Source organism: Vibrio sp. V38_P2S17PM301, assembly GCF_009904845.1.
GTDB lineage: Bacteria > Pseudomonadota > Gammaproteobacteria > Enterobacterales > Vibrionaceae > Vibrio > Vibrio proteolyticus.
In genome coordinates, this window is the sequence record NZ_WXWO01000095.1 from 1 (window position 1) to 16751 (window position 16751).

The following is a 16751-nucleotide window of genomic DNA, read 5'->3' on the forward strand; positions in this document are numbered from 1 at the left end:
ACATGATATTTACAATTCCATCGCGTGTGCGCTAAGCTCTTTTCGTCCCCCATTGGGACCCCCTTTCAATTCTTAATTAACTCTTGCAGTTGCCAGACCACAAGACGTTTTTATCAAATTGAAAGGGGTTATATAACTAACTTATAGCTGTAAGCTTTACGGAACCCCCAGCCTAGCTGGGGGTTTTCTCCATACAACAAAAAATGGCTCTGCAAGTGCAGAGCCAACATATCAGTAAGATATAGAGAGTTTCCAATTACAAAGCAGGATTAAGCTTTGTCGGTTTGCTCAGTGTAGGGGGCATGAGACGCAGAAGTGTAAGCATCAGGTCAGCACAACGTAAGAATATGTTCAATACATAATTAATATCAGTAGCTTAAACCTTAAACCAAATTCAGAATGCGTCCTGAAAACGCTGAATGTATTGCAACGGCGTCAGACCTCGATGACGTTTAAACATACGGTTGAAACTTGTGATGTTGGTGTACCCTAATCGAGCCGCCACTTGATCTAACGGCACATGGCGGCTGATTAACTCTACCGCGACATTGCTCAATACATAGCCACAGACAGTAGAGAAATTCAGCCCGCGAGCATGCAGCAGGCGCTGAAAATGTTGCTGAGAAACGCCTAAAATGCCCGAAACCTGCGTTAAGTTCGGCAAACCAAAATGACAGCTGTATTTCACCACTTCGTAAATCACTTTGAGCTCATCTTCTGGATCCGGCATGTTAATAAATTCATCTAAATCCGAAAAACTCATCGCCAGTCGATTTTTCGTGACGGTGCGATGCAACTGAGTGGCCAGGCGTTGATCCGAATGCAACCAAATTTCGGTCCGATAATGATTCCACCCGACTTCGCAGCCAAAGTAGGCCTGATACGCCGCTTTATTCACGCGGCTTCCGGAGAGCATCACTCGCTTTGGCACAAACTCTTTTCCCAGATACTCACACAGGACTTTCATCATGAAAACGGCCACACGCACACTATCATGAACCTTGACGTCAGATGAGACATACGTGTTGTCGTAGTACCACTTAATCAGCGACCCCTTCTGTTCACCCGCCATAAACGCCCCCGACTGTAAACTGCGTATACCGTAATTGATACGGCGGATCGTGGACGACAAGTCGTGACCGGAAAACATCCAACGTCCGGCCGCCCCCAGACGGCCAAGTTCAATGTTCTGGGTAACATTGAGTACGATGTCCGGATCCCCAGTCTTGGATTCCAGCTTCAACAACCAACGGCTCATTTCCGACACCGGGATCAAGTTCATCGGGTTATGAAAAACGCTATCCGGGATCCCAAGCGCCTGCTCGTCTAGCCCATATCGGATCATGGCCGTGTCATGGATGTTTTTAATCCCTAACGCGCGAATAAAGCGGACACTTTTCATGGCATCAATTAAATCAAAATAAGTTAAATTTTGATTTAATTTGTCACAGACAATGGATTTCTTCAACGACTTCGCACAATGAGCTCGATTTTATTTAAAGGAGAAATCAATGAGTCTGTTCAGTGTTCCGTTTGTGGAAACCACAGCAGATACAGTACTGCACGTCATGGCTACCGTGGTTTTGGTTGGCTCTATCGGTGCGGCGTTGTATGGCTTCTGGAAGATACATGAATTGCCGATCAACAAAGCGCACAGTAAAGAACATCATCAACTTGGTCTGATCACGGCCTTAACGTGGATCGGTTTTATCTGGCATTGGGTCTGGGTGCTCGCCGTCATTCTGGCGTTCGTTGATCTGGATAAGGGCATCGTCTATCTGCGCGACACCTGGCGACATGCGCCAAGTCAAAGTAAGGAGGAGCACTGATGCTGGAAGGATTGGCCGTCTGGTCCTTGTTCATTTACCTGCTGCGTCTGGTCGGCATGCCATGGAACAAGCTCACCAAAACGTTCGCTTATCTCGGTGGGTTTAGCTGGCTGATGTTTGTCTGGGTCGGCTTAATCAATTTCGCGCCGATGGATTTATCCGGCGGCTCTGTCGTGCAATCCCCACATATTCAGTTGCGCCCGGACTCGATCAACATCAACGGCAAAGTCAAAACCATTTATATCCAACCCAATCAGGTCGTCAAAAAAGGGCAGCCTATTTACGATTTGGAAGATGCACCCTATCAAATTGCACTGAAGCAGGCACAAGTCAGTGCGCAAGCCGCACAAATCGCACTCGATAACGCCCGAGAAGACATCACGGTCGCCACAGCCAATGCTCAGGCAGCAGAGCATGATGTCACGACCTCCGAAAGTGAACTGGCCGCGGCTAAAGTGGATTATGACTTGCAAAAAAAGATGCTGGCACGTTATCAAGCGCAAAATCGCGCGGTGCACAACACCATTACAGAAAGCGATATCGACCAACAAACCACAACCGTGGCGCTGACCAGACAAAAGATTTCTACGTTGAGCGCCCAGCTGGCTAAAAAGAGAGCCGATGCAGAGAAAGCCAGGTTGGATATCCGTAAATCACAACTGACTGTGCGGTCGCGAGATGCTGACCGGCGCAGCGCGCAACAGCAAATCGCTAAAGCTAAATGGGATCTGGACAGCACAAAAGTACACGCTCCAGCCGATGGCTTTGTCACTAACTTTATTTTACGCGAGGGCCAGCTCATCTCGCGGTTGCCACGCTTGCAGATGTACACCAACGAAAAGTACGTGCTAATGCGTGTCAATCATCAGGCGATACGAAATGTCAAAGCAGGTCAGGCGGCCGAATTCGCCACCTCTGTGTATCCCGGCAAAATTTTCTCCGCCAGGGTCGAAGGCATTGTCGAAGCCACCGGAGAATCACAAGGCAACCTGCTGGGTTTTGATCAAAACGTGCGTGCCACAACAGGAAAAAACCTGCAGAATAAACATCACTTTGTCCGGCTTAAAATCGAAGAGCCTGATGGGTATGACATCCCTGTCGGCTCTGTCGGGCTGGCCTGGATCAGCGCAGAAAAACCCATTTCATTCATGGCGTTCCTCGACGTGATCCGCGGCATCATTCTGAGAATGAAATCCCAGCTGTACTTTTTCTATTCAATCTGAGCACATCCCTCAGCAAAACGCGTCGGCTTGGCCGGCGCTTTTGCCTTTCCTTCCCCGCGCGACACCGTTCATCAACATTTATAAAAACAGTTCAAATTGGTCGAACAACACGCACATTTAATTTGATATCTAACCTTTAAAACCTATTAAACCCCAGTAAAAACGTTACAAAATCATGAATAATCACTTTCACATTTGAAAATAGCTATAATATTGTTTAGTGTACTATATATTCGAACTGTAAATATTAACCACTACAAGGAAGTGTTGAATGTCAACCATTCTTGAAGTCCGTAACCTTTTTAAAGTGTTCGGTGAAGAGCCGGACAAGGCCTTCCCTTTGCTGGAAAAAGGCTTAGACAAAGATCAGATCTTTGACGCCACCGGACTGACCGTCGGCGTGAAAGATGTTTCGCTCTCTATCAATCAGGGAGAAATCTTCGTCATCATGGGTTTGTCCGGTTCGGGGAAGTCCACATTAGTCCGTCTGCTCAATCGACTGATCGAACCAACCCGTGGCGACGTGATCCTCAAAGACAAAGACATAGCGCACATCTCACCAGAAGAATTGCGTGAAGTGCGACGCAAACAGATCTCGATGGTTTTTCAGAACTTCGCTCTGATGCCGCATATGACCGTAATAGAAAATGCGGCCTTTGGCCTAGAGCTTGCGGGGATAAGCCCAGAGCAGCGCCATAAAGCCGCTCGCGAAGCGTTAGCCGCGGTTGGGCTGGAACCTTACTGTGAGTCCTATCCGGATGAGCTGTCCGGAGGGATGAAACAACGTGTCGGCCTGGCACGAGCCCTCGCCTGTGACCCGGATATCCTGTTAATGGACGAGGCTTTTTCGGCACTAGACCCACTGATTCGTACAGAGATGCAGGACGAGTTGTTGAGATTGCAGAATGAAGACCAGCGCACCGTTGTGTTTATTTCGCACGATCTGGATGAAGCCATGCGTATTGGCGATCGCATCGCCATCATGCAAGACGGCGTCGTGGTTCAGATCGGTACCCCGGATGAAATCCTGCACCATCCGGCCAACGACTATGTTCGCTCATTTTTCCGTGGCGTCAACGTTGCCAGCGTGCTCAGCGCCCGGGACATTGCGCGCAAAAATCCGGCTGCCGTGATCAAGAAATCGGAGATGGACGGCCCGGCGTCTGCCATGCAACTGCTGATGGATCACGACCGTGAATACGGCGTTGTTGTCGACCGCTCTAATAAATACGTTGGTCTGGTGTCGCTGGAATCGCTGAAATCCGCCGCCGACGCACGCGCGTCCCTGACGTCTGCGGTGCTGGGAGATACCACTTCTTTATTGCCAGACGCCAGCGTCAGCGAGTTGATCAGCCAGGTGGCCGACCTTCCTTACGCCGTGCCGGTGGTCGATGCAGAAGCAAACTATTACGGCGTTATCAGCAAATCACGCCTTCTACAAACGTTGGACAGGGAGTAAATCATGACCACGGAAACCACACCTTCAGATCCTTGGAGCCAGACGACTGAGCCTGCGAGCGATCCCTGGTCCAGCGACAGCAGTCAGGCAACCAACAGTGACTGGCTTAATGCCGCACCGGCAGATCAGCCGGACTTTGACTGGATGCACCCCTTCGACCACTCAGTGATCCCTTTCGATAACTGGGTCGAAACCGGACTTAACTGGCTGGTCACCCATGGACGCCCAGTGTTCCAGGCTATCCGCGCCCCTGTTGACGTCATTTTGAGTTCATTCGAAACCGTTCTGACCTCAACACCTGCGCCCGTAATGCTGGTCATCCTGTTCTTATTGGCCTGGCAGTTTTCTGGTATCCGCATGGGCATCTCAACACTGTTTTCACTGATCATCATCGGTTTAATTGGTGCTTGGAGCGAAGCCATGACAACGCTCGCGCTGGTTCTGACGTCTGTATTTTTCTGTCTTCTGATCGGGCTGCCGATGGGGATATGGCTGGCCCGAAGCCAAACCGCGGCCAAAATCGTACGACCCATTCTCGATGCGATGCAAACCACCCCCGCATTCGTTTATCTGGTTCCCATCGTCATGCTGTTTGGTATTGGTAATGTGCCCGGCGTGGTGGTTACCATCATTTTCGCCCTGCCACCAATTGTGCGACTGACCATTCTGGGCATCCAACAAGTGCCTGATGAGCTTATTGAGGCAGGCCATTCGTTTGGGGCGAGCCCGAAACAGATGCTGTACCGGATTCAGCTGCCGCTGGCCATGCCGACCATCATGGCGGGGGTCAACCAGACTCTGATGTTGTCACTGTCGATGGTGGTGATCGCCTCAATGATTGCCGTGGGTGGTCTGGGTCAGATGGTACTGCGCGGTATCGGCCGTCTGGACATGGGCATGGCCGCGGTCGGTGGTCTTGGCATCGTGATTCTTGCCATCTTGCTTGACCGAATTACTCAGTCGCTGGGACAGAAGTCCCGCGACAGTAAAGTGCGTTGGTTCCACTCAGGACCCGTCGCACTGATTCTACGACTGAAACCTGATTCTACGTCGAAACTTAATCACATAGGAGAAAAGTAATGAACCTGTCATGGATGAAACCTGCTCTTGGTGCCCTGCTCGTCAGTGGTGCTCTGTCAACTCAGGCATGGGCAGAACAACTACCGGGAGAAGGCATTACCGTACAACCTGTCCAGTCTACGGTGGCAGAAGAAACATTCCAGACTCTGATCGTCAACAAGGCGATGGAAGCGCTCGGTTATGATGTTCAGCCGACCAAAGAAGTAGATTACAACGTCGGCTATACCTCGATCGCAGAAGGCGATGCCACCTACCTGACCGTTGGCTGGTTCCCGCTACACGCAGACAAATATGAAATGGCGGGCGGTGACGCGAAGTTTTACCGCAAAGGCCAGTATGTCTCTGGCGCAGCACAGGGCTACCTGATCGACAAAAAAACCGCCGAAAAGTACGGCATTACGAACATCGGACAGCTGAAAGATCCGAAAGTAGCCAAACTGTTTGATGCCAATGACGACGGCAAAGCCGATCTCACCGGTTGTAACCCAGGCTGGGGTTGTGAGGGGGTCATTGAGCACCAACTGGATGCGTTTAAACTGCGTGACACAGTCAGTCACAACCAAGGCAACTACGCAGCGATCATCGCCGATACCATTTCCCGTTATAAAAAAGGGGACCCTATTCTGTATTACACTTGGACACCGTACTGGGTGAGTGGTGTGCTGGTACCAGGGAAAGACGTAGTTTGGCTGGAAGTACCGTTTTCCTCTCTGCCGGGTGAACGTAAAGACGTTGATACCACCTTATCAAACGGCAAAAACTACGGTTTTGAGATGAACTCGATGCGTATCGTTGCCAACAAAGCTTTTGCGGAAAAAAACCCGGCGGCAGCCAAGCTGTTTGAAATCATCAAGGTCAACATCAACGATGTGAGTGCCGAAAACATGATGATGAGTAAAGGTCAGAACTCGCAAAAAGACATTGAAGCTCACGCGGACAACTGGATCAAAGCCCATCAACAGCAGTTCAACGCCTGGATTGATGAAGCGAAAAAAGCCGCAATGTAACCGCGACTAACGTATACGCACCAGCGTGTATCTTATGCAGGCTCGCCAGCGAGCCTGCTGTTTCCATTCAACCTGACAGGGAGTCCATCTTGGATAAGCACGAAGAAGTTTTAGTGGCAATCCGGCAGATCATCCGCGCTGTCGACTTGCATTCCAGACAACTGAATAAGGATCTTGGCCTGACCAGCCCACAGTTGATTCTGATGCGCTCTATACGCGACTCCGGGAATGTCACTATCAAACAGTTATCGATCTCGACCAACATGAGTCAGGCAACGGCCACCAGCATCATCGATCGCCTGGAAAAGCGAGGTCTGGTCAGACGTCAACGCAGTGAGAAAGACCGCCGCATTGTGCACACCATTCTGACCGAAAAAGGCGACCATGTGTTGGAAACCGCACCTCTTCCGATTCAAGATAATTTTATCGAGCGTTACCAGAAGCTGGATATTTGGGAGCAATCGCTGCTGCTGTCTGCCGTGCAACGCATCTCTTGCATGATGAATGCCAAAGACATCGACGTCGCGCCATTACTGAGTGTGGAGGAGTCCAAACACGACTAGCCGGTAGTGCAGTAATCATGCGTACTACCAGCTCCAGCCTATTGTTTTTCCTACCAGTTCGTATACCTTATTTAACGAAGCATCACCGCCATGATGAGCACCTTAGTATCAGGTTGTCTGCCGTGCTGCGTATACCTGATCCCAGATGAATACCAAAAACAAGGGCCTCCAGAGTGAGCGAATTTCAAGATTTATCCTTTCAAATAGAACAACTGTCCAAAACCGAGCAGGAGCAACAACCTCAGGTACTGAATGAGCAGATAGAAGAAGGCCTCGAAGCCGGCTCCGTCGCTCTTATCCTCGAAGCGTTTCCCATTGATGATCGTGTACGTCTGTGGCGTGGGCTCCCCCTCGAGATGCACATTGATGTCTTGACCGAGATGCGTGCCGACGTACGCCTTTCGATCATCCAGTCGCTCTCTGAAGTTGAACTGAAAATTACCCTGGCCAAACTGGATAACCTATCGCTGATTGAATGGGCCGACTCTCTGCCTGAAGCCATCATTAATGACGCCATCGAACTGATGGAAAAAGATGAGCTTGAACTGTTCGATCAGGCCAATGAATACGAAGATGACCAATTGGGCCGCTGGGCTGAACGAAAAGTAATTGCGCTCCCGTTTAATATTTCAGTCGCCAAAGCGCGTGAACTGATGGAGCGCTACAGTTACGAATCGCCGGATCACCTTTACCTGATCAACAAGAAGAAACAGATGCGCGGCATGGTGCGCTATTTGGATTTACTGCGCAGTGAATCAACGGAGCGTCTGAAAAATCTGGCAATAGAACCCATGACGACCTTAAATGCCAGAACGCAGCTGCCCGAGTCCATAGAAGCCCTGGAACACAGCTCTTTGCCCGCTCTGCCCGTCGTAGACGACGAACAAATTCTGATCGGTGAAGTGAACTGGCAGTTTGCGCTGAGCACGCAGCGTGAAATTTACGAGACCCGTTTGATGGCAGGTACCGGTATGGATGAAGGCGACGATTTGTTCGCTCCCGTGTTGAAAAGTTCGCAAAAGCGCGGTGTCTGGCTCGGTATCAATCTACTGACGGCCATCCTGGCGTCCATCACCATCGGCTTATTTGAAGATGTGATTGCTCAAGTTGTGGCGCTGGCGGTGTTGATGCCCATCGTGGCATCAATGGGCGGCATCGCAGGCAGCCAGACTCTTACTTTGATGGTGCGGGCAATGGCGTTAAATCAGATCACCCCTGGTAACCGGATGGCTCTACTGAAAAACGAATTAGGTATTGGTTCTCTCAACGGTTTGGCCTGGGCGGCGATCATCGGCATTCTCGCTGCGCTGTGGTTTCAGGCGCCAATTATCGGAGCCACGATTGCGCTGGCTATCGTGGTGAATATCATCACCGCAGCACTGTTTGGTGTCTTGATCCCGATCGCACTCGATAAGTTAAAACTCGACCCGGCCCTCGCCGGTTCGGTCATCCTGACGACCGTCACGGATGTGGTTGGCTTTTTTGCTTTCCTCGGTACGGCCAGCCTGGTGATGCTATAGTCAGTAATCAAGCGGTCTGGAGGCCGCTTTGTTTAAGCTGAACGCGAATAAAATGACAACTGTCATTAGCAAATATGTAAACATTTGCACATTGCATTTTCAATTTGCAATTTCAAACACTTATTTAGCCCCAAAATCCCTGACAAAGCCCTAATTTTGGTTGCTATAAAACTTGGCACATATACTGCATTAATAAATCTGACCCTTGTAAGCCGAGGGTCATCTAGCCAACTGACGTTGTTAGTGAACTCCGATTGTTCGCATCATACATAAGCCAATTGCCCTTCTTGCAATTGGCTCTTTTTTTATCTGTGAGAAAACTCAGGTTTCTACCCAATTCCATTTCGCTCTCGCAAAGATGTTTGAGTAAGCTTAACTCAACGTTCATCACCCTATATAACCTCTCGGCCAGCTGCCATTATGTCTGTCAATTATCATACTCGTTTACTTCCAGTGGTACGCCATTTAGAAACGCATTTCAATGAACCTCTTAATCTCGATAAGGTGGCCGCTTTGGCGTGTCTCTCACCCTATCACTTCCATCGCATCTTTAAAGCGGTCATGGGCGAAACACTCAATGAGTATTTACGACGCCTGAGGCTGGAAGCCATCGCGAGTACGCTCTTCTATCAAAAGCCCAGTGTGACAGCCATCGCCCTGGAGTACGGTTTTTCCAGTTCTCAGAGTCTGGCCAAAGCATTCCGGCAGCACTTTGGGTTGACACCCAGCCAGGTGCGAGACTGTGTCGACTTAGCCTCGTTTGCCCAGTTATTGCAACACAGCAAGATCGGACACACGTTGCGCAAGAATGGACACGCCGGTGACATCGAGGCTCCCTACACTACAGATGAACCGCTAACAAGGAGCATCATTATGGACACTATGTCACTCGCCCCCGGCCATCTGGCTTACATTCGCGTTACTGGCCCGTATGGGGAAAACTATCAACCTGCCTGTGAGAAGTTATTTGGTTGGGCAGGTCCGAGAGGATTGGCTGGTAATACCTGTATTTTCGTTTATCACGACAACCCAGAAATCACCGCGGCCGAAAAATGTCGTACGGACATCTGCCTGGTCCTGGACGAGCCGGTTGAAACCGCTCAGGGTATCGAGCTCAAATCGTTTGACGGAGGAGAGTACGCTTTTATTCGCAAAACCATTACAGACCACAGTCAATACGCCCCGGCCTGGGACGAGTTAATGGGGCAGTTGGTTAAAAGTGGGCTCGATTCCGACGACAGACCCTGCTTCGAGCTATATCACTCGTGCGACGACAACACAAACGTTTGTGATGTCAGCTTCTGCACCGCGATTAAAGCCTGAGTACCATCTGGGCGGTTGGTTTATCACCGCCCAAAACAAACAACCACGTTACAATTCGGAAAAAGCCGCTCAAAATCATAGAAAAACGAGCGAAAAAATCAAAAATCAAATCATACCCCGTATTTACAAAACAAATCACGCTCACATTTCATACAACCCGCATTCCCTCAGGCCATATCACTCATAAGTGGTTCAAAATCCTTGCCAAACTTCACCATAAACCCGATGAATAAGTAAAACATAAAAAAATCACCAAATACACGCCATCATTTGCATTCAACAGAACAAACACACCAACAACACCCTTAAAAAAACCAAAAAATTAAAAAATTCAAATCTTTGTTTTAAAAGAAAATAAAATCATAAAACATAAAAGCAAACGTTTTAATAGCAATAAACTCATTGACTCTCAATTTTACACCACCATAATACGCGCCGTTTGCCTGGATTTTGGTAACGTAAGTTTTCGACAATCAGATAGCGGAGGTTAAAAATGGCTGCAGACAACAACTACAGTCTTGGTCCGGTGCCAACATCGGCCAGAAAAGGAGTCGCATCACTGACCATGGTGATGCTGGGGCTGACATTTTTCTCTGCAAGTATGTGGACCGGCGGTTCACTCGGTACCGGCCTGAGTTTCAACGACTTCTTCCTTGCTGTACTCATCGGCAATCTCATCCTCGGTATTTACACGTCTTGTCTTGGCTACATCGGCGCTTCAACCGGCCTCTCCACCCATCTCCTTGCGCGTTTTTCTTTCGGCTCTAAAGGCTCATGGCTGCCCTCAGCCTTGTTGGGTGGAACGCAAGTGGGCTGGTTTGGCGTCGGAGTTGCGATGTTTGCGATTCCGGTGCAAAAAGCCACCGGTATTGATACAAATATTCTGATTATCGTGTCTGGTTTAATGATGACCGCGACGGTCTATTTTGGCATTTCAGCTTTGATGATTCTGTCTGCCATAGCGGTACCGGCCATTGCAATTCTGGGGAGTTGGTCCGTTTCTGAAGCCATAAACAGTGTGGGCGGTTTGAGCGAGCTACAGACCACACAACCAACGCAACCTATTGACTTTTCAGTTGCTCTGGCCATGGTTGTCGGCTCCTTTGTCAGCGCAGGTACACTCACTGCCGACTTTGTTCGTTTCGGTAAAAAGCCAGCAGGCGCGGTCCTGGTGACCATGATCGCGTTCTTTATCGGTAACTCACTGATGTTTGTTTTCGGTGCAGCCGGCGCCTCAGTGACTGGTCAGTCGGATATTTCTGAAGTCATGATGGCACAGGGGTTGTTGTTGCCTGCCATTATCGTCCTCGGTCTTAACATCTGGACCACCAATGACAACGCGCTCTACGCCTCCGGTCTGGGTTTCTCCAACATTACCGGTCTGCCGAGCAAATTCATTTCTATATTCAATGGCCTGATTGGCACCCTGTGTGCGCTTTGGCTGTACAACAACTTTGTGGGCTGGTTAACCTTCCTTTCGTTGGCTATTCCGCCTATCGGTGGTGTGATCATTGCGGATTTCATGATAAATCGTAAGCGTTACCGTGATTTCTCGACCGCAGAGTTTCAGACCATCAACTGGGCCGCAATCTCCGCTGTCGTCATCGGTGTGGTTGCAGGTCATTTCCTGCCTGGCGTGGTGCCGGTCAACGCGGTACTGGGCGGGGCATTGAGTTACCTGATACTCAATCCTATTATCAACAAAAAAACACTCGCAACGCAGACGGCATAAGGACACGTCATGACAACATTACTGATAAAAAACGCCAGACTTGAAGGCGAAGAACCGCTCAAAAACATCTTGATTGAAAACGGCTGCTTCAGCCGGATCGACCCTGCGACGGACAGTGATGAATTTGCAGGCCAAATCCTTGATGCGAAAGGCGGCCTGGCTGTCGCTCCTTTTTGTGAACCACACATTCATTTAGATACCACGCAAACGGCCGGTGAGCCGGCCTGGAACATTTCCGGAACGCTGTTTGAAGGCATAGAGCGCTGGGCGGAGCGCAAAGAACAGCTCTCTATCGAGGATGTGAAAACACGTGCAACCCAAACCCTCAAATGGCAAATTGCCAACGGCGTGCAGCACGTCAGGACGCATGTCGATGTATCTGATCCCACTCTGATCGCTCTCAAAGCAATGCTTGAGGTACGGGAAGAGATGAAGCCCTGGGTCGACATACAGATCGTGGCCTTTCCTCAAGAAGGTATCCTCTCTTATCCCAATGGCAAAGCGTTACTCGAAGAAGCGCTCAAACTAGGGGCAGACGTGATCGGCGCAATCCCCCATTTTGAGTTCACTCGTGAATACGGTGTTGAATCACTGCACTATGTGTTTGAACTGGCGAAAAAATACGATCGACTGATCGACGTACACTGCGATGAAATCGACGACGAACAGTCCCGCTTCGTTGAAACGCTGGCGGCATTGGCGCACAAATACGCCATGGGTAATAAGGTCACAGCCAGTCATACAACCGCTATGGGTTCTTATAATGGCGCCTACGCGTCACGGCTATTCCGATTGTTGCGGATGTCCGGCATTAATTTTGTCGCGAACCCACTGGTGAATATCCACCTTCAGGGCCGTTTTGACGATTACCCTAAACGCCGTGGCGTCACCCGGGTGAAAGAGATGCTCAACGCAGGCATTAATGTCTGCTTTGGTCACGATGATGTATTCGATCCCTGGTATCCTCTCGGAACCGCCAACATGCTCCAGGTGCTGCATATGGGCCTACATGTGTGTCAGGTGATGGGCTATGACCAGATCAATGAGTCGCTCAAACTCATCAGCAGCCACTCCGCCCGCACGTTAAACATTCAGGATCACTACGGCATTGAAGTCGGCAAACCAGGCAGTCTGTTGATCCTACCAGCAGAAAGTGGTTTTGATGCACTGCGCCGTCAGGTCCCGGTGCGCTACTCGATACGTCATGGCAAAGTGATTGCTGAGACGGCCCCGACCGTCACGCAGATTCACCTTAAAAATTCAGAACCGGTCGATTTCCGGCGTTGAGAATAAAGGCGAGTGTCAACCTTATTTAGGACGGTACAGTGTAGAAATTCCGCCTTTTCTTCTGTTATCACCCTTTTTTTTTGCGTAAAATATGCACACCAAGACATAGGGTGATAATAATGAAAAACAGATGGTTAGGTGTGGCGTGTACATTGCCATTGCTGTCAGCATGCAGTGACGCCAATTCAACGGTTCAGGTGACAAGCGAAACGGTATCATCAGAGCAAATTGACACGATTGTGAACAATATCAACACACGTTATCCTGAGGCGACTCAGGAGCAGAAACAGAACGCAGCAGAGGTGGTGGTGCGCGCCATCGAAAATCTGGTGTTTGTGGAAGGCGGCCGTTTTGAGATGGGCGATTTTGGTGCACCGTGTGAGATCCCAAGCAGAACAGTCGGTCGTATGGATTGGTCACCCGATGTGCAGTGCTTAAGTGATCCTTTTAGTGAAGAGACAGGCGCGGCTGACCTTCATACCGTTACTTTGAGTGACTATTCCATCTCGAAATATGAAACGCGCTTTATTGAAATGGAAGCAATGAGGTGGATCTCTGATTTACCAGTGGCAGATAATAAATATGAGGGTTTTAAGCTCATAAAAAATCAAACAATTGATAGGGATTCGGACGAATATTCTCGTTTGCTCAGTAACAGGCCAAAGCAAGCAGCTAAAGCTAAAAGTTGGCAAGAGGCGAAAGATTACTGTCAATGGTTAGGGGAAGTCAGTTTACTGCCATTTGATTTGCCCACAGAGGCACAGTGGGAGTATGCGGCAAGAAGCCGAGGGCTGAATTACTATTTTGCAACTAACAATGGATACCGACAAACGAGTGGAGATCAGTATTTTGATCCTGAGAACGGTATATATGTTGAATATCAACAGAGTGACGCTAATACTCCCGGTTATGGGGAAACATACCAAGTAGATGCCTACCCCCCAAACCCTTTGGGGGTTTATGGTATGACGAACCAGGTGAGTGAATGGGTGAATGACTGGTATTCCCCTGATTATTATAAAAACTCACCCAAGCTCAACCCCCAAGGCCCATCATCCGGGACTGAAAAAGTATTGCGGGATGCCTCCGGTACCACAATGACGTTTGCACGCATTCATTCCACTCCCGAAAAAGAAGGGTACTCTCCTGGCGTGAGTTTTCGTTGTGCGCTGCAACAATGATGGCTTTTAAACAATTGTGGCCCGAAAAAGGGCCACAATGTTAAACGTATCGAGTGCCAGCATCCCTATCCAGCATGGCGATTTGCTGCTTGACCAAATCACGTTTCATGGCGAGCATGGCACCACTTCGCGGTGAATAGGGCGCTTGGGCGATATCGGCCACTTTATTGGTTTCGGCGAGCTTGGCCACCCAAAGATTAAACTCCTCTTGCTGCTCCCCATCTAAAATAGCATTGATACGAACCAGATTATCAAATAACACGCGCTCAGCTTTGTTTGGTCGTCCTTCAGACGCCATATTTTCTAGAATTTCTTCAAATTTATGCCAACTGTAAGTGCTCTCTTTGAGCAATTTACAGATGGCGGTTTCCTGCTCTTCTTCCCAATTAAAGTAAAAGCTTTCGACAAGTAGATCGAGCATGGCCCCAATGGCTTCGGGCGGCAGACGATGAAGAGGGACGCTACTTCGGGTCGCATCGTTCATGATTCTACGAGAAAGCTCTGCTGCTTTCTTCTCTCTATTTTGCATTTCTTCATAGATACTTTTCCACTCAGCAATCTGAGCTTCGCCTGCTTGCACTGCTTTGAGTAGAGCTTGTTCTGGATCTTGGATAACATCAGATGCAAAGGCCACAATTGTTGAATCCACTAGATATTTGTAGGCTTGTTGGTCAATGTTTTTGAGTGCTCGGTAATCCACGTATTGCAAGCCTTGCCAAATGACTTTTGCCAGCTCCCAAAGCTCATCCATATTGATAACAGCGCCAAAGCCGCCACCGCCACCGACACCCCACACGAGCTTTCCTGAACATTTGACGTAAAAGTTGCCATTGAGTAAAGACAATTGGAAATCAGCGCTCAATCCAGCCCCGGCTGCGATATTGCCTTCCGTTTTGATTTCAGCCAGTGTTTTAAACTTGGTGGTATTGATGTCTTTCGGTGGCTGCCATTCCATGGCCCCGGTTAATTGGCCACTGGCTTGAACTCCGGCAAAGCCTTGAGCTTTAAAACCGACATCCCCTTTAGGCGCACGACTCAGGTTGACACTCGGCGTAAACATCACGCCAGTACTGCCACCATTCTCTTCGGGTTGGTTACCGGCCTGGAGGCTGGCTTCTGCCATGCCCCCAACAAAGCAACCAATCGTTGCCGTTCCTTTTAAACGAAAACACCCAAATGAATAGGTCGCCGGTTGTTTATTGGCATCGGTATAGCTCAGCATGACCGGCAGACCATTCTCATAAGGCAAGAACAGGTCAGCAGAAATTTTAGCTTCGGCCAATGAAATACTGCCTTCAGCACCTAATGCAATGCCCACTTTCCCTTTGGATGGTTCAAAGGAGGCGGCGACGCTTGCCTGAGCTCCCCAGCGCAGTAATTGCGCTTCCGCACTGATGGCAAACTGCGTTTCGCCGTCTTCATTCAGAAAGGGTTGTGTGGATGTCCACTCTTTATATTTCCAGCCTTCAAGTTGCCATGAGTTCAGCTTTGCTTCAAACTTAGGTGATAGCGTTCTATCTTTAAAGTCTTCTTTGATATCTTGAGCAATGGCCTTACCGAAGCGTTTGAAATCCCTCTGTTCTAGCGCGTTCATGGCTCGAGTGTTTTGATACGACCGTCGCCAGCGCCGCACTTCCCGTTCATAAAAACGATCACGAACGTAAAGCGCTCGCTCTTGCCGCACAGAGTAGACTTCTCTGACATGATGACGCACCCTTTGCGTTGCTGCTTCCCTTCCTGTTTTGTTGAAGCGGTTAAGGTCAACGCCCATCTTCACCACACTTTCTTTTTGCACGGTTTTTGTTTCTAGTGCACTGTAAAAATCAATTTGTAACTGAATTCGGGTGAGTATTTCTTTTCGTAAGGTGTCGACAGAGCTGTCCCCAAACCAGTCATCACGGTAGTGTTCGACAAATCGATGGCGATCTCGCAAGGATTTGAGCTCCGCTTTAATGCGCTCTTGGTTGGGCGGCGTTTGAGGTTTTCGAGCTCTGACGTCAGATGCTCGGGCGCTGGCTCGGCTAGGCGTTTGCGTTTCAAGAGCAAACACGCCGGCATGCTTGGCATCTTCCAGCCATGCCGCTCTCTTGAGCGCATATCGCTCTAAACTCTCTCGGGTGGCCGTATTTTGATCCGGCGCACTCTCAAGAAGCGCTCTGTAGCTATCAATCAGTCGATCCGTTTGTCGGGCCTCTTCTTCTAACAATTGGGTCGATTTTTCATCCAGAGACCAGTATTCCAATGGGCCTTCTCCGGTGAAAAACAGCACATCATGAACGTCTATCGGTGTACACAGTGGCGGTGCGATTAGTGTCGGCTGAGTGGCCAACGGTCGTGTGTCTGTAACCGGTTCAACGGAATACTCAGGCTCAATGGGTTCATCCGTACTTTTTTGGGGAAGCAGAAGGGAAGCGCCAATTTGAATGAGATCGGGATCCGGTTGATACTGAGGGTTAAGTTGCAACAGCGTATTAAAATCCACTTGTTGCTCGACAGCAATTCTTAATAGGGTATCACCGGGTTTAACGATGTAAGGGGTGGTCATGC

General features: G+C 49.3%; 13 protein-coding genes. 11 read left to right on the top strand and 2 right to left on the bottom strand.

Features of this window, described 5'->3' with window-relative positions:
* Positions 1–394 precede the first annotated feature (394 nt).
* Complete coding sequence (locus CAG64_RS19525) at positions 395–1402, bottom strand: AraC family transcriptional regulator (RefSeq protein WP_161488792.1); 1008 nt, start codon at positions 1400–1402, stop codon at positions 395–397.
* 109 nt (positions 1403–1511) lie between these two features.
* Between CAG64_RS19525 and CAG64_RS19530 the strand changes: the two genes are divergently transcribed.
* From CAG64_RS19530 to CAG64_RS19580, 11 genes are all read left to right on the top strand, one after another.
* Positions 1512–1829 carry a hypothetical protein gene (locus tag CAG64_RS19530; RefSeq protein ID WP_021704877.1) on the top strand — a complete coding sequence of 106 codons (318 nt, stop codon included), beginning with the start codon at positions 1512–1514 and terminating at the stop codon, positions 1827–1829.
* Positions 1829–3052, top strand: coding sequence for an HlyD family secretion protein (locus CAG64_RS19535; protein ID WP_161488791.1), 1224 nt, complete (start codon positions 1829–1831; stop codon positions 3050–3052). Before CAG64_RS19530 ends, CAG64_RS19535 begins: the two co-directional genes overlap by 1 nt.
* A gap of 271 nt (positions 3053–3323) precedes the next feature.
* The gene (proV, locus tag CAG64_RS19540; RefSeq protein ID WP_021704879.1) at positions 3324–4511 is read left to right on the top strand and encodes a glycine betaine/L-proline ABC transporter ATP-binding protein ProV; all 1188 of its coding nucleotides are present in this window, start codon (positions 3324–3326) and stop codon (positions 4509–4511) included.
* 3 nt (positions 4512–4514) lie between these two features.
* Positions 4515–5591, top strand: coding sequence for a glycine betaine/L-proline ABC transporter permease ProW (gene proW, locus CAG64_RS19545; protein ID WP_021704880.1), 1077 nt, complete (start codon positions 4515–4517; stop codon positions 5589–5591).
* Positions 5591–6598 carry a glycine betaine/L-proline ABC transporter substrate-binding protein ProX gene (proX, locus tag CAG64_RS19550; protein WP_161488790.1) on the top strand — a complete coding sequence of 336 codons (1008 nt, stop codon included), beginning with the start codon at positions 5591–5593 and terminating at the stop codon, positions 6596–6598. The genes proW and proX overlap by 1 nt, the downstream gene beginning before the upstream one ends.
* An 89-nt stretch (positions 6599–6687) precedes the next feature.
* Positions 6688–7161 (top strand): MarR family winged helix-turn-helix transcriptional regulator, encoded by a 474-nt coding sequence (locus CAG64_RS19555; protein ID WP_021704882.1) that lies wholly within the window; start codon positions 6688–6690, stop codon positions 7159–7161.
* A 173-nt stretch (positions 7162–7334) separates the two neighbouring features.
* The gene (locus CAG64_RS19560; protein ID WP_161488789.1) at positions 7335–8681 is read left to right on the top strand and encodes a magnesium transporter; all 1347 of its coding nucleotides are present in this window, start codon (positions 7335–7337) and stop codon (positions 8679–8681) included.
* A 420-nt stretch (positions 8682–9101) separates the two neighbouring features.
* Positions 9102–10004: an AraC family transcriptional regulator gene (locus tag CAG64_RS19565; RefSeq protein WP_021704884.1), complete on the top strand. Its 903-nt coding sequence runs from the start codon at positions 9102–9104 to the stop codon at positions 10002–10004.
* Between the two features lie 493 nt (positions 10005–10497).
* Positions 10498–11736 carry a cytosine permease gene (codB, locus tag CAG64_RS19570; protein ID WP_161448455.1) on the top strand — a complete coding sequence of 413 codons (1239 nt, stop codon included), beginning with the start codon at positions 10498–10500 and terminating at the stop codon, positions 11734–11736.
* A gap of 9 nt (positions 11737–11745) precedes the next feature.
* A complete protein-coding gene (locus CAG64_RS19575; RefSeq protein ID WP_021704886.1) occupies positions 11746–13023 on the top strand; it encodes a cytosine deaminase in 1278 nt (425 codons plus the stop codon).
* A gap of 119 nt (positions 13024–13142) precedes the next feature.
* The gene (locus CAG64_RS19580; protein WP_161448457.1) at positions 13143–14204 is read left to right on the top strand and encodes a formylglycine-generating enzyme family protein; all 1062 of its coding nucleotides are present in this window, start codon (positions 13143–13145) and stop codon (positions 14202–14204) included.
* Positions 14205–14244: 40 nt separating this feature from the next.
* On the opposite strand, the gene CAG64_RS19585 is transcribed toward CAG64_RS19580, so the two are convergent.
* On the bottom strand, positions 14245–16749 hold the full coding sequence (locus CAG64_RS19585; protein WP_161448459.1) for a LysM peptidoglycan-binding domain-containing protein: 2505 nt from the start codon (positions 16747–16749) through the stop codon (positions 14245–14247).
* Positions 16750–16751 lie beyond the last annotated feature (2 nt).